We start from the raw sequence: 24,857 nt of genomic DNA on the forward strand, positions 1-24,857 counted from the left end.
CATGGGAATCCGAACCAGCCGCGGGGTGAGCGTCGACGAGGCGCTCCGGATGGTCCTGACGCTGCCCGAGGTGGAGCAGCGCCAGCACGGCAACCGCCGCCGGGTCCACCGCGGGCGCCGCCGGCCCCGGGGTCGACCCGGCCGTCCCCGTCGGCGGGCAGGTGGCCGCCGGCACCGCGATCCTCACCGTCGTCGACGTGTCGCAGCTCGGGCTGATGGCGGAGATCGACGAGACCGACGTCCTGCTCGTCGAGCCGGGCGTCACGGCCCGCGTAGAGCTCGACGCGGCACCCGGCGCCACGTACGAGGCGACGGTCACGTCCGCGGACGTGCTGCCGTCCGCGTCGGCGCGCGGGGGTGTCTCGTACCGGTCGCGGCTCACGCTGAGCAAGGGCACCTTCGCCGACGGGCGGGCCGCCCCGGCGCCGCGCCCAGGCATGAACGCGGTCGCGCACCTGCAGGTCCGGCAGATCCGCGACGCGGTGACGGTGCCGGCGGCCGCGGTGTTCAACGTCGGCGGCAAGGACGTCGTCTGGCTCGTCCGCGAGGGCAAGGCGGTCCAGGCGCCCGTCGCCGTCGGCGTCGCCGGCCAGGACCGGGTGCAGGTGCTCAGCGGCGTCGCCGACGGCGACCGGGTCGTGATCCGCGGCACCGACAAGGTCAAGCAGGGCATGGACCTGACCCGATGAGCCCCGCCTTCGTCGTGCAGGACGTGACGCGGGAGTACGCCCTGGACGGCGTCACCGTGCCGGCGCTGCGCGGGGTCAGCTTCACCGTCGACGCCGGCGACTACGTGGCGATCATCGGCCCGTCCGGGTCCGGCAAGTCGACGCTCATGCACCTGCTCGGCGGCCTGGACCGGCCGACGGCGGGGTCGCTGCGGATCGGCGGGCGCGACGTCGCCGGCCTCGACCCGCAGGCTCTGGCCCGGCTGCGCAACGAGACCATCGGCTTCGTCTTCCAGTCCTTCCACCTGCTGGCCCGCACCAGCGCCGTCGACAACGTGGCGCTGCCGCTGGTGTACCGGGGGATGCGCGCCGCCGAGCGGCGCCGCCGCGCCGTGGCGATGCTGGAGCGGGTCGGGCTGGGCCACCGGCTCGACCACCGGCCCAACCAGCTGTCCGGCGGCGAGCAGCAGCGGGTGGCGATCGCCCGGGCACTGGTCACCGACCCGCAGGTGCTGCTCGCCGACGAGCCGACCGGCAACCTCGACACCAGGAACGGCCAGGCGGTGCTAGCCCTGCTGGAGACGCTCAACGCCGAGCAGGGCGTCGCGCTGGTGATCGTGACCCACGACAACGAGGTCGCCGACCGCGCCCACCGCAAGATCGTCATGCGCGACGGCGTGATCGTGTCATGAGGTTCGCGGAGGCGTGGCGGGTCGCCATCGACGCGCTGCGGGCCAACCGGCTGCGCTCGACGCTGACCATGCTCGGCGTCATCATCGGCGTCGCGGCGGTGGTCGTGCTGGTGGCCATCGGCACCGGCACGAAGCAGCAGATCGAACGGCAGGTCGAAGGGCTCGGCTCGAACCTCCTGATCGTCCTGCCCGGCCAGGTGAGCCTCGGCTCCGCGCCGTCCGTGTCGCGGATGGACCTGTCCGACGTCGACGCCGTGTCGAAGATCGTGGGGGACCGCAACCGGGTCGCCGTCACCGTCGCCTCCGGCGAGACCGTCGCGGCCGGCAACGTCGACACGTTCGCCACCATCAACGGCGTCATCGAGACCACGCCGCAGGTGTTCGTGCGGAGCCTGGCCCGCGGCACGTACCTGAGCCGCAGCGACGTCGACACCCAGCGCCGCGTCGCCGTCCTCGGGTGGACCGTCGCGCGCGCGTTGTTCGGCGACCGCGACGCCGTCGGCCAGCAGGTCACCATCGCCGGAGTGCGGTTCCGCGTGATCGGCGTCTTCGCGAAGCTCGGGCAGAGCCTCGGCGTCGACCGCGACAACGAGGTCCACGTGCCGATCACCACCGCGCACCGCCTGCTGGGCACCAACCGGGTCGACGGCATCGCGATCAAGGCCCCGAACCGGGCCGAGATCGACGACCTGAGCGGCCGCATCATCGCCGAGCTGGCCCGCCGGCACCCCGGCACCGAGTTCAGCGCCGTCACGCAGGAGCAGATCCTCGGCGTCCTCGGCGACATCCTCGGGGTGCTCACCGGCGTCCTCGCCGCGATCGCCGGGATCTCCCTGCTCGTCGGCGGGGTCGGCGTCTCCAACATCATGCTCGTCTCCGTCCGGGAGCGCACGAAGGAGATCGGGCTGCGCAAGGCCGTCGGCGCCCGGCCCCGCGACATCGGCGTGCAGTTCCTGCTCGAGGCGGTGCTGCTCACGACGCTCGGCGGGTTCATCGGGATGGGTCTGGGCATCGGCGCCGCCCTGGTCGTCGCCGCGCTGTCGCCCGTGCCGGCCGCGATCACGTGGTGGTCGCTCGCGCTGGCGTTCGGGGTCTCCGCGGCCGTCGGCATCGTCTTCGGCGTCGTGCCGGCCCAGCGCGCCGGCCGCCTCGACCCCGTGGTCGCGCTGCGCACCGAGTGACCCGCACGGTGCGGTTCCGCGGCGAGTCGCGGCGAGTCGCGGTGCGTCGCGCGGCGACTCGCGGCATGTCCCCGGGCCGACTTGACCTTGGCAGCAAAGAATCCGACGAAGCGAGGGCGCAAGTCACAGCAGTACCGTTACCGTACTGATAACACGCTGATTCATCAGCTTGGCGAGCACGCTGGTCGGAGGTCGCGATGTCTAGCACGCCACACACCACCGAAGGCCGGTTGGGCGAGGTCAGGTTTCTCACGGTCGCCGAGGTCGCAACCCTGATGCGAGTGTCCAAGATGACCGTCTACCGGCTGGTTCACGCCGGGGATCTCACCGCCGTGCGGGTCGGTCGGTCGTTCCGGGTGCCCGAGCACGCGGTCGACGCGTACTTGCGCGAGGCGTTCCGCGAAACGGCGTAAGTCGTACGTTTCGCCGCCGACGGTGGGCCCGCTTTTCCGATCACGCGGGGGTGCGGCTACGCTGGAGCCGCTAACCATGTCTTCGGCGTGCCAGCGATGGCACGCGTTCCGCTGTTTCGAGGAGATACCCGTATGGGCTCGGTGGTCAAGAAGCGCCGCAAGCGTATGGCCAAGAAGAAGCACCGCAAGCTGCTGCGCAAGACCCGCGTCCAGCGTCGTCGTCTCGGCAAGTAGCAACGCGTCGGCGGTCCGCCCCGGCTCGGAGGTGACGCTGTGACGACGCCACGGGTAGTCCTGGTGACCGGGGTGGGCCGTTATCTCGGCGCGCACCTGGCCGCCAGGCTCGCCAAGGACCCGCGCATCGAGCGGGTCGTCGGCATCGACGCCACGGCACCGGCGGGCGAGCTCGCCACCGTCCTCAAGGACGTCGACGTGCACCAGGTCGACCTGCGCACCCCCGGGGTGCTGCGGGTGATCGTCGACGCCCGGGTCGAAGCGGTGGCGCACCTCGCGGTGACCACCGCCGCAGACCAGCACGGCGGCCGCGCCGCGATGAAAGAGCTCAACGTCATCGGCACGATGCAGCTGCTCGCCGCCTGCCAGCAGGCGTCCCGGCTGCGCAAGCTGGTGGTCCGCTCCTCCACCGCGGCCTACGGCGCGTCCTTCCGCGACCCGGCGATCTTCACCGAGGACACCGAGCCGCGGGAGATCCCGCGCGGCGGGTTCGCCAAGGACGTCCTCGACATCGAGGGCTACGTCCGCGGCTTCCGCCGCCGGCGCCCCGACGTCGGCGCCACCGTGCTGCGCTTCGCGCCGTTCATCGGCTCGACCGTCGACACCAGCCTCACCAGGTACTTCGCCGCGCCCGTCGTGCCGACCGTGTTCGGCCGCGACCCGCGCCTGCAGTTCCTGCACGTCGACGACGCGTTCGAGGTCCTGCACCGCTCCGTGGCCGAGTCGCACCCCGGCACGTTCAACGTCGCCGGCGGCGGCATCCTGACGCTGTCGCAGGCGATCCGGCGCGCCGGTCGCATCACCATGCCGCTCCTCGAGCCCGGCCTCGGCATCGCCGCCGGTCTCGGCCGCGGCATCGTGTCGCTGGACCAGCTCGACCTGTTCGTCCACGGCCGGGTCGTCGACACCAGCAGGCTCGTCCGCGAGTTCGGGTTCACGCCCAGGACCACGGCGGAGGCCTTCGAAGAGTTCGTCCGCAGCCGCCGCTCCGGCGAGGCGCTGCCGGCGGACCGTATCCGCGCCGTCGAACAGACCCTGCTCGAAGGCTTCCGACGGACCCGTGCGGCGCGCGCCGCGTTGGAGGCGGGCTCATGACCGACCCTGGTTCCCCTGACCCAGGGCTGCCCGACCCCGACGCCACGCCGCCGGACCCCGCGCTGCCCGGCGCCTCGGAGCGCGACGCCGCGCTGCCCGGTGCCGCGGGTCCGGGCGCTGCGGCGGCCGACGCCGCGCTGCCTGACACTGCCGCGACGGACCGTGCGGTGCCCGGCTCCAGGGCGCCCGGTGCCGCGAGGTCCGATGCCGCGGCGTCCGAGCCCGCGCTGCCCGACCAGTGGGACGACCGGGTCGCCGGCGCGCTCGCGTTCCTCCGCGAACGCCTCACCGGCGACTACGAGGTCGACGGCTTCGGGTTCGACCGGCACCTGACCGACAGCGTGTTCCTGCCGCTGCTGCGCCCCCTGTACAACCAGTGGTTCCGCACCGAGGTCTTCGGCGTCGAGCACCTGCCCAAGGAAGGCCCGGCCCTCGTCGTCGCCAACCATTCCGGCACCGTCGCCCTCGACGCCCTCATGCTCTCCGTCGCCGTCCACGACGAGACCTCCGCCCGGCGCCACCTCCGGCTCCTCGGCGCCGACCTGGTCTTCCGCCTCCCGGTCCTGTCCGAGATGGCCCGCAAGTCCGGCGCCACCCTCGCGTGCAACCCCGACGCCGAACGCCTCCTCGGCGAGGGCGAGCTCGTCGGCGTCTTCCCCGAGGGCTTCAAGGGCATCGGCAAGCCCTTCGCCGAGCGGTACAAGCTGCAACGCTTCGGCAGGGGCGGCTTCGTCTCCGCGGCGGTGCGCACCGGCACGCCGATCGTCCCGGTCTCCATCGTCGGCGCGGAGGAGATCTACCCCCTGATCGGCAACCTGCGCCCCCTCGCCCGCCTGCTGGGCGCGCCGTACTTCCCGGTCACCCCGACCTTCCCGTGGCTGGGACCGCTGGGCCTGGTGCCGCTGCCGAGCAAGTGGCTCATCGAGTTCGGCGAGCCCATCCCCACCGCCGACTTCATCGACTCCGCCGACGACCCGATGGTCGTGTTCAACCTCGCCGACCAGGTCCGCGAGACGATCCAGCAGACCCTCTACAAGCTCCTCGACCGCCGCCCCGACGCCTTCGCCTAGGCTGTCACCCGCCCATGGCCGAAGGCCACCGGCGGGAAACAGCGCTCAGCGAAGCTGAACGCGGGAGACAGCGCGGCGGCGGCGGAGGGCGGCGGCGGTGGCGACGCCGCCCAGGATGGCGCCGGTGGCGAGGGCGGCGGGGATGGCGATCTTCGCGGCCTTGCGGCCGGTGCGGAAGTCGCGGATCTCCCAGCCTCGCCTGCGGGCCTCGCGGCGCAGGGCGGGGTCGGGGTTGACGGCGACGGCGTTGCCGACGGTGGAGAGCATCGGGGTGTCGTTGACCGAGTCGCTGTAGGCGGAGCACAGCGACAGGTCCAGGCCCTCGACCGAGGCGAGCGCGGTGATCGCGGCGGCCTTCTCGGGGCCGTGCATGAGGTCGCCGACGAGGCGGCCGGTGTAGACGTCGTCCTGGATCTCGGCGACGGTGCCGATGGCGCCGGTGAGGCCGAGGCGCTGGGCGATGATGCGGCCGAGCTCGACCGGGGCGGCGGTGACGAGCCAGACCCGCTGGCCGGCGTCGAGGTGGAGCTGGGCGAGGGCACGGGTGCCGGACCAGATGCGGTCGGCCATCAGCTCGTCGAAGATCTCCTCGCAGAGGCGCGACATGTCGTCGACCTTCCAGCCGGCGATGAACGCGAGCGCCGCGGACTTGGCGCCGGCGACGGTGCCGGCGTGCTCGGAGGCGAGGAGGCGGAAGCGGGCCTGCTGGTACGCGAAACGGACCAGGTCGCCGCTGGTGAAGTAGCGGCGCTTCGCGAGGCCGCGGGCGAAGTAGTAGATCGAGGCGCCCTGCATCATCGTGTTGTCGACGTCGAAGAACGCGGCGGCGGACAGGTCGGCGGGGACGGCGAGCGCCGCCTCGACCTCCGCGACGGCCCAGCCGGCTGACGGCGAAGTGGATCTGGGCGGCGCGATTCGGCCCTGCCGGCGGCGGCGCAGGGCGAGCGCGGCGGTCGAAGGTCGGATCGGCATGCGGAGAAACCCCCTGTCGTGTTCGACCAACCGTACCGGCATGGACAACGACAAGGGCCCGGTGTCAGACACCGGGCCCTTCTCAACACTCCTGGCGGACCGTCAGTGGAACAGCCAGTCGAGCAGGCCCTGGTTCTTCGTGGGGGAAGGTGAGGGGCCCTGGGAGGGCACCGCGGGCGCGGACTCGGTCGCCGAGCCGTTGGTGGCCGATCCGCTCGGGACGGGACGCTGGCCGGCGGGGGTGCCGGTCTGGCCCGGGTTGTTCTGCTGCTGGGTGTTGCCGGGCTGCTGGTTGGTCCCGGAGGTCTTCTGCCCGGCCGGCTTGCACGCGGTGCTGTTGGGCACCGGTCCGAGCTGGTCGGCGGCGGAGACCGCGGCGGTGCCGCACTTGATCAATGGGCGGATCGCCTTGGAGCGCCGGTCGATCTCGTCGAGCAGGGTGACGGAGTTGCCGGCCCGCGCCCTGGCGTCGCCGCCGACGCCGTTGCGGAGCTTCTCGGCGCCCGCGTGCTGCGTGGACACGAACGCGTCGATGGCGTCGAGCGCGGCGGCGTCCTTGCGGCTCACGGCGGTCGTGGTCAGCAGGCGCACGCCTTCGAGCGTCTCGCTGTCCATGTCGTCGAGGACCGCGGTCAGACCCGCCGGGTCCTTCACCGCCTGTGCTTCGTCGAGCCGGGTCCGGGCGAACTCGAGGTACAGCTGGCCGCGGCTGATGTCCGAGCCGGCGAGCGCCAGCTGGGCCTTCTCCGTGGACCGCTTCACCGTGTAGAGGGCGTCGCCGGGGATGGCGTCGCCGCTCGCCGCGGACATGCCCGACAGCGCGAGGGTGCCGGCGGCGAGGCCGACGACGATCGCGCCGCGGGTCCGGGTCCGCCGGCTGACCGCCGGCCTGCTGCCCGCCGGGCGCCGCAGCGAGCGCACGCCCTTGCGGGCCGCCTCGGGCTCCGGGTCCTTGGCGGTGATGCCGATGCCTTCTCGTTCTGCCGTGGCCAGGAGCATGGCCCGCAGCCCGTCCTTGAACTCCTGCTGCGTCTCCACTTTGACCGGCATCTCGGCCAGCCGTTGGCTGACCGAGACCAGTTCGGTCAGGGAGTCGTCGAGCGTGGACCTCATGCGGTGCCTGCGGGCTCCTGCAGCCTCGTCCACGAGCTGTGCGAAACGCTCAACCCGGCGACGGTGGAAGACGGAGCCGATCACCTGAGGCACCCCCCTTCGCTGATCGCGTCACTCAGGCGCGGCAGGGTAGCGGGATGGTGTGCCACCGCGTCCGCCGTGCGCCAAGCCGACGGTCGCACCCGGACCAACGGTGCAGAGCGGAAGCTGGTTACGGCGCCGGAAGGGGCACTGTTACGGAAGGTGACAGCGGTCACGGCTGGAATCCGTCGGGCAGCAGCCGCGCGAGGGCACGCACGGCGCGGTACTGCAGCGCCTTGATCGCTCCCTCGTTCTTGCTCATGGCCTGCGCGGTCTCCGCGACGGAGAATCCGTGCAGGAAGCGCAGCACGATGCACTCCTGCTGCTCCGGGTTGAGCTGCTTGACCGCCTTGAGCAGGTCGACGTTGGTGATGTGGTCGATGACCGCGGCCTCGGGGCTGCCCTCGGGCCCCCGGTCGGGCCGGTCGGCATCCAGGACGTCACCCGTGGTGACCTCCAGCCGGTACCGCCCGGACTTGAAGTGGTCCGCGACGAGGTTCCGCGCGATCGTGACGAGCCAGGCGCCGAGGTCGCGACCCTGCCAGGTGAAGCTGCCGATCCGCTTCAGCGCCCGCAGGAACGTGTCGGCGGTGAGGTCCTCGGCGAGCTGCCGGTTGCCGACGCGGAAGTACACGAACCGGAAGACGGTGTCGAAGTACCGGTCGTACAGCAGGCCGAACGCCGCGCCGTCGCCGGCCTGGGCGCGCTCGATCAGCGCCCACACCTCCGAGGCGGGGTCGCCGCGGTCCGGCCGCGCCGGCTTCGGGGCGGGCTCCTGCGCGGGGCCACCCGGCTCGGGCGCGGTGTCGACGAGCGTCCCGGCGACCACGGACTTCGTGATCGGGACCGTGTCCTCCTCGATGAGACCGGCACCCGGTGACGGCTTGGCGCCCGGGTTCGGTCTGACGTTTGTGCCGGCGCCTTGACCGGAACCCTGACGGGTGGGTGCCTCGTTGGTGTGGGGGCGTCCCCGTGTACGCGGGACGCTGCCGCCTTCACCGCGGATCACCGTGCTGAACATGTCGCGCACTGAGTCGCGGACGGACTCGCGCAGGATCGACAGCCCATCGGCGAGTGCGTGCTCGGCGTCGAACACGTGCTGAATCGCGGTCATGCTGCGCAATCCAGACGACACGGCCTATTCGGCGCGATCACGGGCACTTCGGCCTCCTCGGGGTGAGGGGTGTCAACTCGCAACAAATGGGGTGAGCTGACTTGGGTGATGATAGGTCCGGCGTCACCCGCATGTGGGCAGTCTTTGGCGTGAGGGCACAATTCTTCCCACGGATCGGGGACGCCTCGGCGCACATGCTGTCCGTCACGCGACGGCAACTCGCCGTGCAACACGCCGCATACTTGGGCAAACGGGACGTAGACACGCCGCACTTACTCGGGTGCGACACACCCAACCCACACGATCGAGTGGACCTTTACTCAGTCGGCGTGTCGGGCGCCTAAGCACCCTGGCACAGCACCGGGTGCCCCGAGGGTGATAGGTGACGGGTGATCTCTCAGGTGACGGCAAGTCACCCGTGACGTGGCAGACTGATCGACCGTGCAGGACGTCACGAACTTCGCCGACCTGGTCCGGCGCGCCGCCGCCTCCGCTGGCGCCCGACCGGCCCTGCGATCACACGCCACCATGGTCACCTGGTCGGAGCTCGACCGGCAGGTCGACGCGGTCGCCGCGCACCTGGCCGGGCTCGCCCTGCCGGCCGACGACCGCGGCCCCGCCCGGGTCGCGATCGCGCTGCCCAACGTGCCGGAGTTCGCCGCCGTGTTCTTCGGGGTGCTGCGCGCCGGGCTGGTCGCCGTCCCGATGAACCCCGCGTACACCGCCCGCGAGCTGACCCACGTGCTCACCGACTCGGGCGCCGCGGTCCTGGTGGGCACCCAGTCGGTGACCGCCGCCGTGGAGGCGCCGGCCCACCGGTACACCCTGGGCGGCAACCTGCCGGAGCTGCTCCAGCCGGCCGCCGCCGCACCGGACGGGACGCACGGCGGCCTGGCGCTGCTCCTCTACACGTCCGGCACCGCCGGCGCCCCGAAGGGCGCGATGCTGTCGCACCGGGCCCTGCTCGCCAACCACGAGCAGCTCGCCGCGATCGACCCGCCGCCGGTGCGCCCCGACGACGTGCTGCTGCTCGCCGTGCCGCTCTTCCACGCGTACGGGCTGAACAGCGGCCTCGGCGCCGTCGCCTACCACGGCGCGTGCGGCGTGCTCGTCGAGCGGTTCGACCCCGCCGACTCCCTGGAGGCCATCGAGCGGCACGGCGTCACCGGCGTCGTCGGCGTCCCGCCCATGTTCATCGCCTGGTCGCTGATGGGGGAGCGGCTCACCCGTGCCTGGGCCGGCGTCCGTCTCGCCGTCTGTGGCGCGTCACCGCTGGACGCCGCCGCCGAGCGGCGCTTCGCCGAGGCGACCGGGAAGCCGGTGCATCAGGGGTACGGGCTGACCGAGGCCGCCCCCGTGGTGTCCAGCACGCTCGCCAGCCGCACGGTCAAGCCCGGCTCGATCGGCCGCCCGATCCCCGGCGTCGACCTCAAGCTCCTCGACGCCGGCGGCGAGGAGGTGCTCCTCGACGAGGACGACGAGGTCCGCACCGACCCCGGCGAGATCGTCGTGCGCGGTCCGAACCTCTTCGACGGCTACTGGCCCGGCGGCGAGGACGCGCCCGGCGCCGACGGCTGGTGGGCGACCGGCGACGTCGCCTACGCCGACGAGGACGGCGACCTGTTCATCGTCGACCGGCTCGGCGAGCTGATCCTCGTCAGCGGCTTCAACGTGTACCCGCACGAGGTCGAGCTGGTGCTGGCCGCGCACCCCGCGGTGGTGGAGGCGGCCGCGCTGGGCGTGCCCCACCCGTACACCGGCCAGACCGTCAAGGTCGTCGTCGTGCGGCGCCCCGGGTCACAGGTCACCGCCGAGGAGCTGATCGCGCACTGCGAACGCAACCTCGCCAGGTTCAAGTGCCCGACCGCCGTCGAGTTCGTCGACGAGCTGCCCCACTCCGCGACCGGCAAGATCCGTAAGGCGGCGCTGCGATGAGGCTCACCCTGTACACCAGGCCCGGCTGCCACCTGTGCGACGTCGCCAAGGAGGCGATGGAACGGGTCGCCGCCGCGACCGGCGAGGCCTGGGCCGAGGTCGACATCACCGGCGACGAGGCCCTGGAGGAGGAGTACGGCTTCCGCATCCCGGTCGTCCTCCTCGACGGCAAGGAGCACGGCTACTGGCGCGTGGAGGAGGACCGGCTCCTGCGCGACATACGGCTATCCTCACCCGCGTGAAGCACCTCGTCTGGGACTGGAACGGGACCCTGCTCGACGACCTGAAGCTGGTCGTCGACGCCACCAACGTCTGCCTGGCCACCGTCGGCGGCCCGGTGATCACCGCCGCCGACCACCGCCGTGACTTCCGCCGCCCGATCCTCGACTACTACGCGCACGTGCTCGCCCGCCCCGTCGACCAGGTCGAGTTCCAGCTGCTCGACGACGCGTTCCACGACGCGTACCGGCTGGGCATGGCCGACGTGCAGCTCGTCCCCGACGCCCTCGCCGCGATGGGCCGCTGGACCGGCACCCAGTCGCTGCTGTCGATGTTCTTCCACGACGAGCTGCTGATCGAGATCGAGCGGCACGGCCTCGGCGCCCGGCTGGCCCGCGTCGACGGCCTGCCCGGCACCGTCGGCGGCCACCGCAAGGCCGCCTACCTGGAGCGCCACCTGCAGGCCCTCGACCTCGACCCCGCCGACGTCGTGCTCATCGGCGACTCCGTCGACGACGGCGAGGCCGCCACGTCCGTCGGCGCGACCTGCGTCCTCTACGCCGGCGGCTTCACCGACGAGACGCTGCTGAAGGCGACCGGCCTGCCGGTGGCGTACACGCTGCTCGAAGCCGTCGAGCTGGCGGCATGAGCGGGCCGCAGCGGAGCGAGGAGCCGCTCATCGTGGGCGCAGTGTCTGGCTCAGGCCGGCGCCGGAGCGCAGCGGAGGTGACGGCATGAGCGGTCCGGAGCGAAGCGGAGGACTGCGAATCATGGGCGCAGGGTGGAGCTCAGGCCGGCGCCGGAGCGCAGCGGAGGTGACGGCATGAGTATGCGGGTGGTTGTCGCGGATGATGCGGTGCTGCTGCGGGAAGGGCTGGTGCGGCTGCTCACCGAGAGCGGCCACACGGTCGTCGCCGCCGTCGGCGACGGCCCGAGCCTGGTCGCGGCGGTCGTCGAGCACCGGCCCGACGTCGCGATCGTCGACGTGCGGATGCCGCCGTCGCACACCGACGAGGGCCTGCGCGCCGCCGTCGAGGCCCGCCGGCAGGTGCCGGGCACCCCGATCCTGGTCCTGTCGCAGTACGTCGAGGTCTCCTACGCCGACGACCTCCTCGCCGACCGGGCCGGCGCCGTCGGCTACCTGCTCAAGGACCGCGTGTCCGACGTCGCCGACTTCCTCGACGGCATGCGGCGCGTCGCGTCCGGCGCCACCGTCCTGGACCCGGAGGTCGTCGGCCAGCTGCTGGTCCGCCGCCGCCGCGACGACCCGCTGCGCAGCCTCACCCCGCGGGAGCGCGAGGTGCTGGGGCTGATGGCGGAGGGCCGCTCCAACACGGCGATCGCCCGCAAGCTCGTCGTCACCGACGGCGCCGTCGAGAAGCACGTCAAGAACATCTTCACCAAGCTCGACCTGCCCCCGGACGACGAGCAGCACCGCCGGGTGCTGGCGGTGCTGACGTACCTGCAGACGTGAGGTCCGGCCCGGACCTCACGGCGGCTCAGATCGGGGTGGCTCGGATCGGGTGGCTCAGACGGGCAGGATCGCGGTGAGGCGGGTGCCCTCGCCGGGCGGGCTGGTGACGGTCATCTCGCCGCCGGCGGCCTTGACCCGGTCGGCGAGGCCGGTCAGGCCGTGCCCCTTGGCCAGGCTCGCCCCGCCGACCCCGTCGTCCTCGACGGTGACCAGCAGCCCGTACGCCGACCGCTGGAGCCGCACCCGGCACTCCTCGGCACCGGCGTGCTTCGCGACGTTGGTCAGCGCCTCGGCGACGACGAAGTAGGTCGTGGTCTCCAGGCTCTCCGCCAGCCGCTCGTCCAGCTCCGGCAGTTCCAGGTCCACGGGCACCGGCGACCGGCCGGCGAGCGCGGTCAGCGCGGCCTGCAGCCCGCGGTCGACCAGGATCGGCGGCGCGATGCCCCGCGACAGCGCCCGCAGCTCGTCGAGCGTCTCCCGGGTCTGCGCGAGGGCCTCCGCGACCGTGGCGCGCGCCGCCTGCGGGTCCGACTCGAACTGCAGGTCGGCCCGGCCGAGGTCCATCGCGAGCCGCACGAGCCGCTGCTGCGGGCCGTCGTGGATGTCGCGCTCGAGGCGGCGCAGCGCGGTCGCCTCCGCGGAGACGGCGGCCTCCCGCTGGGCGCGGGCGGCGTCCCGGCCGGCCTCGGCCTCCGCGACCCGCTCCCGCAGCTCGTTGACGCCGTTGAGCAGCGCCCGGGCGAACTGCGCCTCCAGCTGCGCGGCGCCCCGCACGACCGGCACCAGGGTGAGCGCGAAGATCAGGCCGAGCCCGGTGTAGAGCAGCACCCGGCCGCTGTCGCCGCCGCCGATGCCGACGAGCTCGTTGAGGTCCTTGTTGTCCGGGGGGCGGGGGATCGACCAGTCCCATAGGATGGTGGTGACACCGCCGAGGGCGCCGGCCCACCAGGTGACGACGAACGCGAAGGCGATCGTGCTCGGGATGAAGCGCAGGATCCCGTGCAGCAGGTCCAGCCACGACTGGCCGTCGCTGAGCGGCACGATCATCTTCCGCCAGAAGCCGTCGTCCGGGTCGGGTTTCTTGTAATAGGGGTGTGGTAGCCGGGTCCGGAGCACGGGTCCGATCCGCGCGCGCTCGACGGTGGCGAAGCCGCGGGCCTGGAAGAGCGTCGCGACCAGGATCGGGAAGCCGAGCACGGTGACGATCAGCCCGACGCCGAGGGCGAAGCCGACGAGGAAGAGCACCACGGTCAGGATGCCGAGAGGGAAGCCGAGCAGCACGTACTGGGTGTCAACGGCAAGCTGGCGGAAGACTCCGCGGCGGCGAGGGGTGATGGTCGTTGTCATGTCATCGACGCTATGCATGACGCCTCGCCCATCCCATCCCGCCGCCAGGCTTCTCGGTAGTAGGGGCAACCCTACCGAGACGTGTAGCCTGGCTACTGGTGAGAACTTCTCTTCCGCGTGTCGTCAGCGAAATGCCCGATTTTGTAGTGATACTTCATCGAGCGCCCGCCCGCTGCCGGCCAGGTCCGGGGAAAGGGGCACGCAGGTGCCGCGGGGGCATTCCATGTCGACATGGACCGCACGGGCGGGCGCTGACCTCTACGTGGTTGGCGTGGACGCTTCAAGATCGCGATTTGTGCACGGCTTCACAAGCGCCTACTCTGTTGCAACGACGAACCCCGCTAGCACAGGCGGTCACAGCCATCGCGAGCGGCCTCGCATACCGTCGTCGTCACGGAGACTCATGAGCCAGCAGCGCACCGGCCCCACCGGCGGACCGGACTTTCCGGACCTCCCGGAGGCGACCGTCGCCCGGCTTCCGGAATACCTGCGCGCCCTGCACCACCTCGCCGAGGACGGGCACGACACGGTCTCCTCGGAGGGCCTCGCAGCGGCCGCCGGCGTCAACTCCGCCAAACTCCGCAAGGACCTCTCCCACCTCGGCCGCACCGGCACCCGCGGCGTCGGCTACGACGTGACGTTGCTCATCGACCAGATCGAGCAGGTCCTCGGGCTCACCCACCGCAGGGCCGTCGCCCTCGTCGGCGTGGGTAATCTCGGTCACGCCCTCGCCGGGTACGCCGGCTTCGGCACCCGCGGCTTCCGCATCGCCGCCCTCTTCGACGCCGACCACGGCCGCGTCGGCGAACACATCAACGGCCTCGTCGTCCGCCACATCGACGACCTGCCCGAAGTGGTCGAACAGGAATCGATCTCGATCGCGGTCATCGCCACCCCCGCGCACGCCGCCCAGCACGTCGCGGACCGCCTCGTCGAGGCCGGCGTCACCAGTGTCCTGAACTTTGCACCGTGCGTCTTGAACGTTCCCGACGGCGTCGACGTGCGTAAGGTCGATCTGGCCATCGAACTGCAAATCCTGTCCTTCCACGAGCACCGCAAGTCAGCGCTCACCGCGCTGCCGGCCGCGGTGCAGAAACCCGGGCGGGTCGGCATGGCCAACCGGCTCGGCGGGGAGGCGGTGGCCACGTGAACACCACGGAGCACAGCGGAGAAGCCGTCCGCCAGCGGCTCGGCGCCGGATCCGACCGGCGCCGGAGCACCGCGCAGGTGACGGCATGAACGGATCCAACCTGCTCGTCGTCGGCATCTCGCACCGGACCGCCGGCGTGCCCCTGCTGGAGCGCCTCGCCGTCACCGGCGAGCAGCTGCCCACCCTCCTGCGCGAGCTCGTCGCCCAGCCGTACGTCGACGAGGTCGTCGTCCTGTCGACCTGCAACCGGGTCGAGATCTACGCCGCCGTCACCGCCTTCCACGGCGCCCTCGCCGACATCGGCGGCGTCCTCGCCGCCCGCTCCGGCACCACCGTCGGCGACCTGGCCAGCCAGCTCTACGTCCACTACGAGGTCGACGCCGTCCGGCACGCCTTCCGCGTCGCCGCCGGCCTCGACTCCATGGTCGTCGGCGAGGCCCAGATCCTCGGCCAGCTCCGCGACGCCTACGGCGCCGCCGCCGAACACGGCACCGCCGGCCGCGTCCTGCACGAACTGCTCCAGCAGGCGCTGCGCGTCGGCAAGCGGGTCCACGCCGAAACCGAGATCGACCGCGCCGGGCAGAGCGTCGTCAGCGCCGCCCTCGCCTACGGCCAGGGCGCCACCGGCCCCGTCGAAGGCCGCCCCGCGCTCGTCATCGGCGCCGGCGCCATGGGCGCTCTGTCGCTCGCCACGCTGCGCCGGTCCGGCGCGCACCCCCTGTACGTCACCAACCGCAGCCACGAGAGAGCCGAACGCCTCGCCGAGCTGCACGGTGCCGTCGCCGTGCCGTACGCCACCCTGCCGACCGCACTGGAGCAGGTCGACGTCGTCGTCAGCGCCACCGCCTCACCCGAGCCCGTCCTCGACGCCGCCCTGGTCGGCGCCGCACTCTCCGGCTCCCGTGACTCGCTGCTCGTGCTCGACCTCGCGCTGCCGCGGGACGTCGCCCCCGGCGTCGGCGACCTGCCCGGCGTCACCCTCGTCGACATCGAGCTGCTGTCGACGTCGCTGTCCACCACCGCCGACGCCGAGCAGCGCGCCGCCGAGGACATCGTCGCCGGCGAGGTCGAGGCGTTCCTCACCTGGCTGCGCGGCGCCGACGTCGCGCCCACCGTCGCCGCCCTGCGCGCCCGCGCCGACGAGGTCGTCGAGGCCGAGCTCGGCCGGCTCGCCCAGCGCTGCCCCGAGCTCACCGACGGCCACCGCGCCGAGGTGGCCCACAGCGTCCACCGGATCGTCCAGCGGCTCCTCCACCAGCCCACCGTCCGCGTGCGCCAACTTGCCGCCGAACCCGGTGGCGAGGCATATGCTCAGGCGCTCCGGGAACTATTTGATCTGCAGATCCCCACCGCCGACATCGACCCGGCCGCCGCAGGCGAGGTGCACCCCTGATGTCCACCAACCCGTTGCGACTCGGCACCCGGGGCAGCGCCCTCGCCATGGCGCAGTCCGGCACCGTCGCGCAGGCCGTGCACGACCGCACCGGCCGCGACGTGGAGCTCGTCGAGATCGTCACCCCCGGCGACCGCTCCAGTGCGCCCATCCAGACCCTCGGCGTCGGCGTCTTCGTGTCCGCGCTCCGCGACGCCCTGCTCGCCAAGGAGATCGACTTCGCGGTCCACTCCTACAAGGACCTGCCGACCGCCCCCGCCGAGGGGCTCGTCGTCGCCGCGATCCCACCGCGGCACGACCCCCGCGACGCCCTCGTCGCCCGCGACGGCCTCACCCTCAACGAGCTGCCCGCCGGGGCGCGCATCGGCACCGGCGCACTCCGCCGCATCGCACAGCTCAACGCGCTCGGCCGCCACTTCGAGCCGCTCCCGCTGCGCGGCAACGTCGACACCCGACTCCGCAAGCTCGCCGAAGGCGAGTACGACGCGATCGTCCTCGCCCACGCCGGCATGTCCCGCCTCGGCCGCGGCGGCGAAGCCACCGAGGTCCTCGACCCGCTGCTGATGCTGCCCGCCCCCGCGCAGGGCGCACTCGCGGTCGAGTGCCGAGAAGACGATGCCGAGCTGCGCGACCTCCTCGCCGCGCTCGACGACGAATACACCCGCGCGGCGGTCACCGCCGAACGGGCGCTCTTGGCCGAGCTCGAGGCGGGATGCTCCGCCCCGATCGCGGCACTGGCCGAGGTCGCAGAAGGCGACGAAGGCCCGGAGATCTATCTGCGCGGTGCCGTCTTCAGCCCGGACGGCGGGTTCGCCCTCCGGCTGTCGCGCACCGGAACGCTCGCCGACGCCGCGGAGGTGGGCCGAGCCTTGGCCCGCGACCTGCGCGAAGAAGGCGCCGACAACGCACTGGGAGTGCAGCATGACCCGCACCCGTAAGGGCAGCACCGGCCGGATCGCCTTCGTCGGGGCCGGCCCCGGCGATCCAGGCCTGCTGACGCGTCGCGCCCATGAGGCGCTGGTGTCCGCCGACCACATCGTCCACGACCGCAACGTCCCCGAGTCGCTGCTCAGCGTGATCCGCGCCGAAGCCGACCCCGAGACGCAGTTCTCCCCGGCCGAGGGAGCGCCCGGCGACGTCGCCAAGGTGCTGCTGTCCGCGGCCCGGTCCGGGCTGCGCGCCATCCACCTCGTCGGCGGCGACCCGCTCGCCCACGACACGGTGCTCAAGGAGGTGCAGGCCGTCGCCCGCACCGCCGTCCCGTTCGAGGTCGTCCCCGGCATCGGACAGGCGGCGGGCGTCGCCACGTACGCCGGCGTCCCGCTCCCCGGAGTCCGCGTCACCGCCGACGTCGACGACGTCCAGAGCGTCGACTTCGAGTCCATCGCCGCCGCCGTCAGCCGGGGCTCCTCGGCCGTAGCCGTCGACGCCGGCGACCTCGCCGCGGTCCGCGACGGCCTCCTCGCCGCCGGCGTCGACCCCGCCACGCCCGTCTCCGTCACCGGCGACGGCACCGGCGAGACCCAGTACAGCTCCGCCACGACCGTCGACAGCATGGTCGCCGCCGCGCTCGGCTTCGCCGGCCGGGTCGTCCTGTGCCTCGGCGCCGGCGTCGCCCAGCGCGAGAAGCTCGGCTGGTGGGAGAACCGCCCCCTGTACGGGTGGAAGGTGCTCGTCCCCCGCACCAAGGAGCAGGCCGGCGCGATGAGCGAGCGCCTGCGCGCCTACGGAGCCATCCCGTGCGAGGTGCCGACCATCGCGGTCGAGCCGCCCCGTACACCCGCGCAGATGGAACGCGCGATCAAGGGCCTCGTGGACGGCCGCTACGCCTGGACCGTCTTCACGTCCGTCAACGCTGTCCGCGCCGTCTGGGAGAAGTTCGCCGAACACGGCCTCGACGCCCGCCACTTCGGCGGCGTGAAGGTCGCCTGCATCGGCGAGGCGACCGCCGAGGCCGTCCGCGGCTTCGGCATCGTCCCCGAGCTCATCCCCGCCGGCGACCAGTCCTCCGAAGGGCTCCTCGCCGAGTTCTCCCCGCACGACGAGATCCTCGACCCGGTCGGCCGGGTGCTTCTGCCCCGCGCCGACATCGCCACCGAGACCCTCGCCGCCGGGCTCACCGAACTCGGCTGGGAGGTCGACGACGTCACCGCGTACCGGACCGTCCGCGCGGCCCCGCCGCCGGCCGACATCCGCGACGCCATCAAGTCCGGTGGCTTCGACGCGGTGCTCTTCACCTCGTCCTCCACCGTCCGCAACCTCGTCGGCATCGCCGGCAAGCCGCACGCCCGCACCGTCGTCGCCGTCATCGGTCCCAAGACCGCCGACACCGCCGTCGAGTTCGGGCTCCGCGTGGACGTCCAGCCGCCGCACGCCTCCGTGCCCGACCTCGTCGAAGCCCTCGCCGGCTACGCCGTGGAACTGCGCGAGAAGCTCGCCGCGATGCCTGCCAAGCAGCGCCGCGGCTCCAAGGTCCAGGGCCCGACCGCGCTCCGGTTCCGTTAGGTCGCTATCCGCTAGATCGTTTTTGCCGCAGGGGGTTTCACCATGGCTGGCTACCCGACCGTCCGCCCACGCAGGCTGCGTCGTACCCCAGCGATGCGACGGCTCGTCGTCGAAACGCACGTCGAGCCGTCGAACCTCATCCTGCCCATGTTCGTCAAAGAGGGCCTCACCGAGCCGCGACCGATCTCGTCGCTGCCCGGCGTCGTCCAGCACTCCCGCGAATCCCTGCGGAAGGCCGCCGTCGAGGCGGTCCAGGCAGGGGTCGGCGGCATCATGCTCTTCGGCGTGCCCACCTCCCGGGACCCGCAGGGCTCCGCCGGTACCGACCCCGACGGCATCCTCAACGTCGCCATCCGCGACCTCGCCGCCGAGGTCGGCGACGCCACCGTCATCATGAGCGACCTCTGCCTCGACGAGTTCACGTCGCACGGCCACTGCGGCCTGCTCGCCGCCGACGGCACGGTCGACAACGACGCCACCCTCGAGGCGTACGCCACGATGGCGGTCGCCCAGGCCTCCGCCGGCGCCCACGTCCTCGGCCCCTCGGGCATGATGGACGGCCAGGTCGGCGTCGTCCGCCGCGCCCTGGACGAGGCCGGCTTCACCGAGGTCGCCCAGCTGGCCTACGCGGTGAAGTACGCCAGCGCCTTCTACGGCCCCTTCCGCGAGGCCGTCGAGTCCGCCCTCGTCGGCGACCGCAAGTCGTACCAGCAGGACCCCGGCAACCTGCGCGAGGCCCTCCGCGAGGTCGCCCTCGACGTCGCCGAGGGCGCCGACATGGTCATGGTCAAGCCGGCCCTGCCGTACCTGGACGTCCTCACGAAGGTCGCCGCCGCGGTCGACGTGCCCGTCGCCGCCTACCAGGTCTCGGGCGAGTACGCGATGGTCGAGGCCGCCGTCGCCAACGGCTGGCTGGACCGCGACCGCGTCATCCTGGAGACCCTCACCTCCATCCGCCGCGCCGGCGCCCACCTCATCCTCACCTACTGGGCCGTGGACGCCGCCCGCCTGCTCCGCGCCTGACCCACCTTTTTTGTCAACTAGGCAACGGTAGGCGTGGAAGCGCAGGTCAGGCGGCGAGGCGGTCACGTTGCCTCGGGCAGCCGGGGGCGGGTCCCAACTAGGCAACGGTAGGCGTGGAAGCGCAGGTCAGGCGGCGAGGCGGTCACGTTGCCCTGGCAGCCGGGGGCGGTCCCGCCTGAGTAGCGGTGGGCGGGGGAGTGTGGGTCAGGCGGCGAGGCGGTCGCGGCCGGTGCGTTTGGCGGTGTAGAGGTTGCGGTCGGCGAGGTCGTAGAGTTCGCGGCCGTCCATGCCGTCGTCGAGGGCGGCCACGCCGATGCTCAGCGTGACGTGCAGGCCGAACGCCAGCTGGTTCCAGTCGCGGGCGGTGACGACGTTGAGGATGCGTTCGCCGATGCGGGCGGCGGTCGGCAGGTCGGTGCGCAGGAAGAGGGCGAACTCGTCGCCGCCGAGGCGGACGGCGGTGTCCTCGGGGCGGCAGTGGGCGCGCAGGATGGCGGCGATCTCGCGCAGGACGCGGTCGCCGACGATGTGCGAAAAGTGGTCGTTGATGCCCTTAAAGTGGTCAATGTCCACTAAAAGTAGGACCAGGGTGCCAGTCACGACGGCCAGTTGGCGGTCGAACTGGCGGCGGTTGCCGAGGCCGGTCAGGGCGTCCGACGCGGCTACGCGGTCGGCGCGGGCGCGGGCGGCCTCCAGGTCGACGCGGCGGCGGGCCTGCTGGAGCATCGAGCGGCGCTCCAGGCGGAGCCGCCACAGGTGGCGGGCGTGGGCGCGGACCGCGTTGAGCAGGGCGCCGGTGGAGTCGCCGGGGAGCTCGGCGGCGGCGAGGAGGGCCAGCTCGTACTGGAAGATCAGCCGCTGCGGGCTCAGCGGGGCCAGCTCGTCGGCGGCGAGGAACTCGCGGCGGGCCTCGCGGAGGCGGCCGGTGCAGCGCAGGGCGATGCCGTACGCGAGGTGGGCCAGGCGTGCCTCGTGCTCGTGGCCGTTGGTGCGCAGCGGCACGACCAGCGAGTCGGCGAGGACGAGAGCCTGGTCGACGGCGCCGATCTTCACCAGGCCGAGCGTGTAGAGGACGGTGGCGAGCGGCGCGTCGTGGAAGTGGTTCTGCACCCAGTACCGGACGAGGCCGACGCTGCGGGCGAAGCGCACGTTCGCCTCCTCCACCAGGCCGACGTGCTCCAGTCGCAGGCCCCACTCGAGGAGCAGCTCGGCGCGCTGCAGCTCGGCGGCGGCGCGCTGGTCGGTGCCGGGGGTGAAGGACTCGACGGCGAACGCTGACACCTCGTCGGCCAGCTCGTACAGCTCGGCGGCGCGCGCGGCCTCGCTGACCGACGACATCGCGGAGATGTACCGCACGTTGCCCCGCGGGATGGTCTCCATCAGCCGCAGGGCGCTCGCGAGGTGGTGCAGGCCCTCGTCGAGCAGGCCGAGCTTGATCAGGATCTCGGCGGTGTCGGCGAGGATCTTCGCCTCGCCGGTGCGGGTGCCGGCGGCGCGGTGCATCTGCAGGAGGCGGTCGGCCTCCTCCAGGGCCTCGTGCAGCCGGCCGAGGCTGATCAGCGCGTACAGGCGGCCCTGGCGGATCATGCCGGCGCTGCGGTCGTCGCCGAGGATGGCGACGACGTGTTCGAGCCGGTCGGCGAGCTCGAGCGCCTCGGAGTTGCGGCCGTGCACGGTCAGCTCGTGCACCTGCAGTGACAGGTCGTGGTGCGGTCCGAATGGCCACAGCGGGATCGGCAGCCGAGCCTCGGTCATGTGCCTCCCCCGTCCGGTTGTTGGTCGTCGTTCCCCACCAGAGACGTCGGCAGCGCGACGACCGGCATGAGCGTTGCGACGCGCCTCTCACTCGAACAGGGTAAATCGGACAAAACGGAAGGCGTGGGTCGAGGAAGCGGGCAAACTGGGGGGACTCTGGTCGGACTTTTGGGTGTTCCAAGTGTCAGGAACCCGACAGTTGCCCGATTCGTAGTGATAGACCCTCGTTGCCCCCATCGTGAGATGGCTTGTCACTGGAGGCGCCGGGTACATCGGCGCGCACGTCGTCACCGCCCTCGGGGCGTCCGGGGTCGAATCGGTCGTCGTCGACGACCTGTCGACCGGGCGCGCCGCCCGCCTGCCGCTCGGGGTGCCGCTGGTGCGCGCCGACGTGCGCGACAGCACCACGATGCGCGACCTGTTCCGCCGCTTCCAGCCCGACGGCGTCATCCACCTGGCCGCCCGCAAGGACGTCGCCGAGTCGACCGCCCACCCGCTGCGCTACTACCAGGACAACCTCGACGGGCTGCGGTCCGTCCTCGCCGCCGTCGCCGCGACCGGCACCCGGTCGGTCCTGTTCTCCTCCAGCGCCGCCGTCTACGGCACGCCGACCTGCTCGCCGGTCAGCGAACTGGCCCGCACGGCACCCGAGAACGCGTACGGGCGCACCAAGCTGATCGGTGAATGGATGCTGCGCGACGCGGCCGCCAGCGCCGGGTTCGGCTGGGCGGCGCTGCGCTACTTCAACGTCGCCGGCGCCGGCGCCCCGCACCTGCGCGACCACGGCGGCACCAACCTCGTGCCGCGACTGCTGCGGGCGGCCGCCGAGGGCCTCCCGGCGGTCGTCTACGGCGACGACTACCCGACGCCCGACGGCACCGCCGTGCGCGACTACGTCCACGTCGCCGACATCGCCGAAGCCCACGCCCACGCGGCGCTGGCGCTCAGGGACGGCGAGCTCCACGACGAGGTCCTCAACATCGGTCGCGGCGAGGGCGCCTCGGTGCTGCAGATGATCGCCGCGGTGTCCGGCGCGTTGCGGTTGCCGCTGCCGTACGTCGTAGCGCCCCGCCGGACCGGCGACCCCGCGGCGGTCGTCGCCTCCCCGGCCCGGGTCCACGAGCTGCTCGGCTGGCGCGCCCGCCACGACCTCGACGAGATCGTCCGCAGCGCCGCCGCCACCGCCGTCGCGGAACCCCAGGCCGCCTGACCCGCCGCCGTCCGGTCGCGGAGCCGGGTCGCCTGACCCGCCAGCCTGACCCGCCCGTCGCCCCCGGTCGCGGAGCCCCAGACCAGGGTGCCGGACCCGCCCGCCGCGGCACCCGCTCGTACACCTGCCGAAACGAAAGCACGGACAAGCGACAGCGAACAGCGAAACCCCCCGCCCGAAGGAGCAGCACGTTGAAGTTCCGGATCCGCCGGCGAGCCATCGCCGGTGCCTGCGCGCTCGTCGGCCTCACCGGCCTCGTCTTCGCCCCGCCGGCGCTCGCCGCCGAACCCCGCCAGCGCATCGACCTGCGCGTCCTCGTGCTCGACGACGGCAGCACCGGCGTCGACATGCTCCGCGCCCAGCTCGACCGCGAAGGCGTCCCCTACGACGCGCTGCAGCTCGCCGACGCCGCCCGGGCCCGGATCACGCCCGCGTTCCTCGCCGACTCCGTCAGCGGCGTGCGGCGGGCCAAGTTCCAGGGCGTGATCGTGCCGAACGAGAGCGCGGTCACCGGCACCGAGGCGACCGCCCTCGCCGACTTCGAACGCGAGTTCAAGATCCGCCAGATCGACGCGTACACGTGGGCGAACCCGAACGTCGGGCAGGACCTCGCCTGGAGCGGCGTGCTCGACGGCGCGACGATGACCGTCACCGACGCGGGCAAGGCCGCCGGCTTCGGCTACCTCAAGGGCACCGTCCGCATCGACGACCGCGACCCGGGCGTCATCGAGTCCTACGGGTACCTCGGCACCCGGCGGGAAGGCGCGACCTTCACCCCGCTCGTCACCGGCTCGGTGCCCAACGCCCCGACCGGATCGCTGATGGGCGTCCACACCCACGACGGCCGCGAGGAGCTCGTCGTCACGCTCGCCGCCAACCGCTACCAGACACACGCGATGGAGCTCGGCCACGGCCTGATCACCTGGCTCACCAAGGGCGTCCACCTCGGCAACACCCGCAACTTCCTCAGCGTCCACGTCGACGACGTGCTCCTGCCCGACGACCGGTGGGACACCACGCACAACTGCACCGTCGGCGACGACTGCGGCCCCGGGATCGAGAACACGACGATCCGGATGACGCCCGCCGACGTGCAGGCACTCATCGCCTGGCAGCAGGCCAACAACCTCAAGCTCGACATCGCGTTCAACGGCGGCGGCAGCGTCGAGGCCGGCGCCGGCGACCCGCTGACCACCGCCATGGTGACCAACAAGAACCAGTTCCGCTGGATCAACCACACGTACGAGCACCCATACCTCGGCTGCGTCCAGGACTTCACCGTGTCGCCGTGGAAATGCGCGACCGACGGCTACGGCGCCACCCGGTGGACGTCGCAGGCCGACATCACCGCCCAGATCAAGCGCAACATCGACTGGGCGAAGAGCAAAGGCATCACCGTCGACGCCGCCGAGCTCGTCACCGGCGAGCACTCCGGCCTGAAGACGCTGCCGCAGATGCCGGCCGACAACCCGAACCTCGCGCCCGCGCTGAACGGCACCGGCGTCAAGTACATCGCCTCCGACGCCTCCCGGGAGCAGACCACCCGCGCCGTCGGCAACGCCGTCACCGTGCCCCGCTACCCGATGAACATCTACTACAACGTGGCGACCAAGGCCGAAGAGGTCGACGAGTACAACTGGATCTACACCAGCCGGGCCCACGGCGGCAGCGGCATCTGCGCGAACAACCCCGCCTCCACCTGCATCACCCCGCTCGGCGCCAACGGCTTCGACACCTACATCGTGCCGGTCGAGGCCCGCATCGCCTACGACCACGTCGTCTCCACCAGCCCGGCACCGCACTACGCGCACCAGTCGAACCTCGCCGAGGACCGCATCCTCTACCCGGTCCTCGACGCGGTCCTCGCCCGCTACACCGCGACCTACACGAGCGCGACCCCGGTCGTGAACCCGAAGTTCGCCGAGACCGCGCTGCAGAACAAGCGGCAGGCGGCGTGGGCGGCGGCGCTGCGGAGCCGGACCGTGGAGGCGTACACGCTCGACGGGCGGGTCACCGTCGTCAACCGGGGCGGCGGCGCCCTCGACGTGCCCATCACCATGCCGAACGGCACCAAGGTCATCAGCATGTCGGTGCTCGGCATCGAGGTCGTCGGCGGCAACTTCGGCGACCCGTACGGTGGCGAACGCTCCACCTGGCGGAACCTGGGCCGCGGCGCGTCGCAGCAGCTGCGGCTGCCGGCCTGAGGTCCGCGC

General features: G+C 72.4%; 20 protein-coding genes and 3 pseudogenes. 18 read left to right on the forward strand and 5 right to left on the reverse strand.

The features are described 5' to 3' along the window. Nucleotides 1-114: 114 nt before the first annotated feature. The 7 genes and pseudogenes from AB0J72_RS55695 to AB0J72_RS55725 form a co-directional block, all read left to right on the forward strand. A pseudogene (locus tag AB0J72_RS55695) lies at nt 115-689 on the forward strand (efflux RND transporter periplasmic adaptor subunit); the annotation flags it as partial. After that, nucleotides 686-1,357 (forward strand): annotated as a pseudogene (locus AB0J72_RS55700) (ABC transporter ATP-binding protein); the annotation flags it as partial. The pseudogenes AB0J72_RS55695 and AB0J72_RS55700, both read left to right, overlap by 4 nt. Then, a complete protein-coding gene (locus AB0J72_RS55705; protein WP_363416387.1) occupies nt 1,357-2,541 on the forward strand; it encodes an ABC transporter permease in 1,185 nt (394 codons plus the stop codon). The pseudogene AB0J72_RS55700 and the gene AB0J72_RS55705, both read left to right, overlap by 1 nt. A 197-nt stretch (nt 2,542-2,738) precedes the next feature. Further along, nucleotides 2,739-2,954 (forward strand): helix-turn-helix domain-containing protein, encoded by a 216-nt coding sequence (locus tag AB0J72_RS55710; protein ID WP_033363444.1) that lies wholly within the window; start codon nt 2,739-2,741, stop codon nt 2,952-2,954. Nucleotides 2,955-3,086: 132 nt separating this feature from the next. Further along, nucleotides 3,087-3,188, forward strand: coding sequence for an AURKAIP1/COX24 domain-containing protein (locus AB0J72_RS55715; RefSeq protein WP_007465623.1), 102 nt, complete (start codon nt 3,087-3,089; stop codon nt 3,186-3,188). A 39-nt stretch (nt 3,189-3,227) separates the two neighbouring features. Next, nucleotides 3,228-4,283 carry an NAD-dependent epimerase/dehydratase family protein gene (locus AB0J72_RS55720; protein WP_363416390.1) on the forward strand — a complete coding sequence of 352 codons (1,056 nt, stop codon included), beginning with the start codon at nt 3,228-3,230 and terminating at the stop codon, nt 4,281-4,283. Further along, nucleotides 4,280-5,353 (forward strand): lysophospholipid acyltransferase family protein, encoded by a 1,074-nt coding sequence (locus AB0J72_RS55725; RefSeq protein WP_363416393.1) that lies wholly within the window; start codon nt 4,280-4,282, stop codon nt 5,351-5,353. The genes AB0J72_RS55720 and AB0J72_RS55725 overlap by 4 nt, the downstream gene beginning before the upstream one ends. 45 nt (nt 5,354-5,398) lie before the next feature. Here the strand turns inward: AB0J72_RS55725 and AB0J72_RS55730 are convergent, their stop codons facing one another. From AB0J72_RS55730 to AB0J72_RS55740, 3 genes and pseudogenes are all read right to left on the reverse strand, one after another. Further along, nucleotides 5,399-6,325, reverse strand: coding sequence for an HAD-IB family hydrolase (locus AB0J72_RS55730; RefSeq protein ID WP_363416396.1), 927 nt, complete (start codon nt 6,323-6,325; stop codon nt 5,399-5,401). Between the two features lie 333 nt (nt 6,326-6,658). Further along, nucleotides 6,659-7,522, reverse strand: a pseudogene (locus AB0J72_RS55735) (DUF5667 domain-containing protein); the annotation flags it as partial. 169 nt (nt 7,523-7,691) lie between these two features. Further along, the gene (locus tag AB0J72_RS55740; protein WP_363416443.1) at nt 7,692-8,540 is read right to left on the reverse strand and encodes a sigma-70 family RNA polymerase sigma factor; all 849 of its coding nucleotides are present in this window, start codon (nt 8,538-8,540) and stop codon (nt 7,692-7,694) included. A gap of 534 nt (nt 8,541-9,074) precedes the next feature. On the opposite strand from AB0J72_RS55740, the gene AB0J72_RS55745 reads away from it, so the two are divergent. The 4 genes from AB0J72_RS55745 (at nt 9,075) to AB0J72_RS55760 (ending at nt 12,261) form a co-directional block, all read left to right on the forward strand. Next, nucleotides 9,075-10,568 carry an AMP-binding protein gene (locus tag AB0J72_RS55745; RefSeq protein WP_363416399.1) on the forward strand — a complete coding sequence of 498 codons (1,494 nt, stop codon included), beginning with the start codon at nt 9,075-9,077 and terminating at the stop codon, nt 10,566-10,568. Further along, complete coding sequence (locus tag AB0J72_RS55750; RefSeq protein WP_363416402.1) at nt 10,565-10,810, forward strand: glutaredoxin family protein; 246 nt, start codon at nt 10,565-10,567, stop codon at nt 10,808-10,810. The genes AB0J72_RS55745 and AB0J72_RS55750 overlap by 4 nt, the downstream gene beginning before the upstream one ends. Next, on the forward strand, nt 10,807-11,436 hold the full coding sequence (locus AB0J72_RS55755) for an HAD hydrolase-like protein (RefSeq protein WP_363416405.1): 630 nt from the start codon (nt 10,807-10,809) through the stop codon (nt 11,434-11,436). Before AB0J72_RS55750 ends, AB0J72_RS55755 begins: the two co-directional genes overlap by 4 nt. A gap of 180 nt (nt 11,437-11,616) precedes the next feature. Beyond that, nucleotides 11,617-12,261, forward strand: coding sequence for a response regulator transcription factor (locus AB0J72_RS55760; RefSeq protein ID WP_344511637.1), 645 nt, complete (start codon nt 11,617-11,619; stop codon nt 12,259-12,261). A gap of 54 nt (nt 12,262-12,315) precedes the next feature. Here the strand turns inward: AB0J72_RS55760 and AB0J72_RS55765 are convergent, their stop codons facing one another. Next, the gene (locus AB0J72_RS55765) at nt 12,316-13,608 is read right to left on the reverse strand and encodes a sensor histidine kinase (protein ID WP_363416408.1); all 1,293 of its coding nucleotides are present in this window, start codon (nt 13,606-13,608) and stop codon (nt 12,316-12,318) included. A gap of 403 nt (nt 13,609-14,011) precedes the next feature. Between AB0J72_RS55765 and AB0J72_RS55770 the strand changes: the two genes are divergently transcribed. From AB0J72_RS55770 to hemB, 5 genes are all read left to right on the forward strand, one after another. Beyond that, entirely contained in the window at nt 14,012-14,758 is a 747-nt protein-coding gene (locus AB0J72_RS55770; RefSeq protein ID WP_344511596.1) for a redox-sensing transcriptional repressor Rex, read from the forward strand. 85 nt (nt 14,759-14,843) lie between these two features. Then, the gene (locus AB0J72_RS55775) at nt 14,844-16,151 is read left to right on the forward strand and encodes a glutamyl-tRNA reductase (RefSeq protein ID WP_354904835.1); all 1,308 of its coding nucleotides are present in this window, start codon (nt 14,844-14,846) and stop codon (nt 16,149-16,151) included. Then, on the forward strand, nt 16,151-17,089 hold the full coding sequence (hemC, locus tag AB0J72_RS55780; RefSeq protein WP_363416412.1) for a hydroxymethylbilane synthase: 939 nt from the start codon (nt 16,151-16,153) through the stop codon (nt 17,087-17,089). The genes AB0J72_RS55775 and hemC overlap by 1 nt, the downstream gene beginning before the upstream one ends. Next, on the forward strand, nt 17,073-18,656 hold the full coding sequence (locus AB0J72_RS55785) for a uroporphyrinogen-III synthase (protein WP_344511601.1): 1,584 nt from the start codon (nt 17,073-17,075) through the stop codon (nt 18,654-18,656). The genes hemC and AB0J72_RS55785 overlap by 17 nt, the downstream gene beginning before the upstream one ends. Before the next feature lie 42 nt (nt 18,657-18,698). Next, a complete protein-coding gene (hemB, locus tag AB0J72_RS55790) occupies nt 18,699-19,679 on the forward strand; it encodes a porphobilinogen synthase (RefSeq protein ID WP_363416417.1) in 981 nt (326 codons plus the stop codon). A gap of 204 nt (nt 19,680-19,883) precedes the next feature. On the opposite strand, the gene AB0J72_RS55795 is transcribed toward hemB, so the two are convergent. Further along, a complete protein-coding gene (locus AB0J72_RS55795) occupies nt 19,884-21,434 on the reverse strand; it encodes a GGDEF domain-containing protein (protein WP_363416420.1) in 1,551 nt (516 codons plus the stop codon). Nucleotides 21,435-21,672: 238 nt separating this feature from the next. On the opposite strand from AB0J72_RS55795, the gene galE reads away from it, so the two are divergent. Next, a complete protein-coding gene (galE, locus tag AB0J72_RS55800) occupies nt 21,673-22,644 on the forward strand; it encodes a UDP-glucose 4-epimerase GalE (RefSeq protein ID WP_363416425.1) in 972 nt (323 codons plus the stop codon). 191 nt (nt 22,645-22,835) lie between these two features. Further along, on the forward strand, nt 22,836-24,848 hold the full coding sequence (locus tag AB0J72_RS55805) for a hypothetical protein (protein WP_363416428.1): 2,013 nt from the start codon (nt 22,836-22,838) through the stop codon (nt 24,846-24,848). The last annotated feature ends 9 nt before the right edge of the window (nt 24,849-24,857 follow it).

Source organism: Dactylosporangium sp. NPDC049742, from assembly GCF_040674675.1.
Classification (GTDB): domain Bacteria; phylum Actinomycetota; class Actinomycetes; order Mycobacteriales; family Micromonosporaceae; genus Dactylosporangium; species Dactylosporangium maewongense.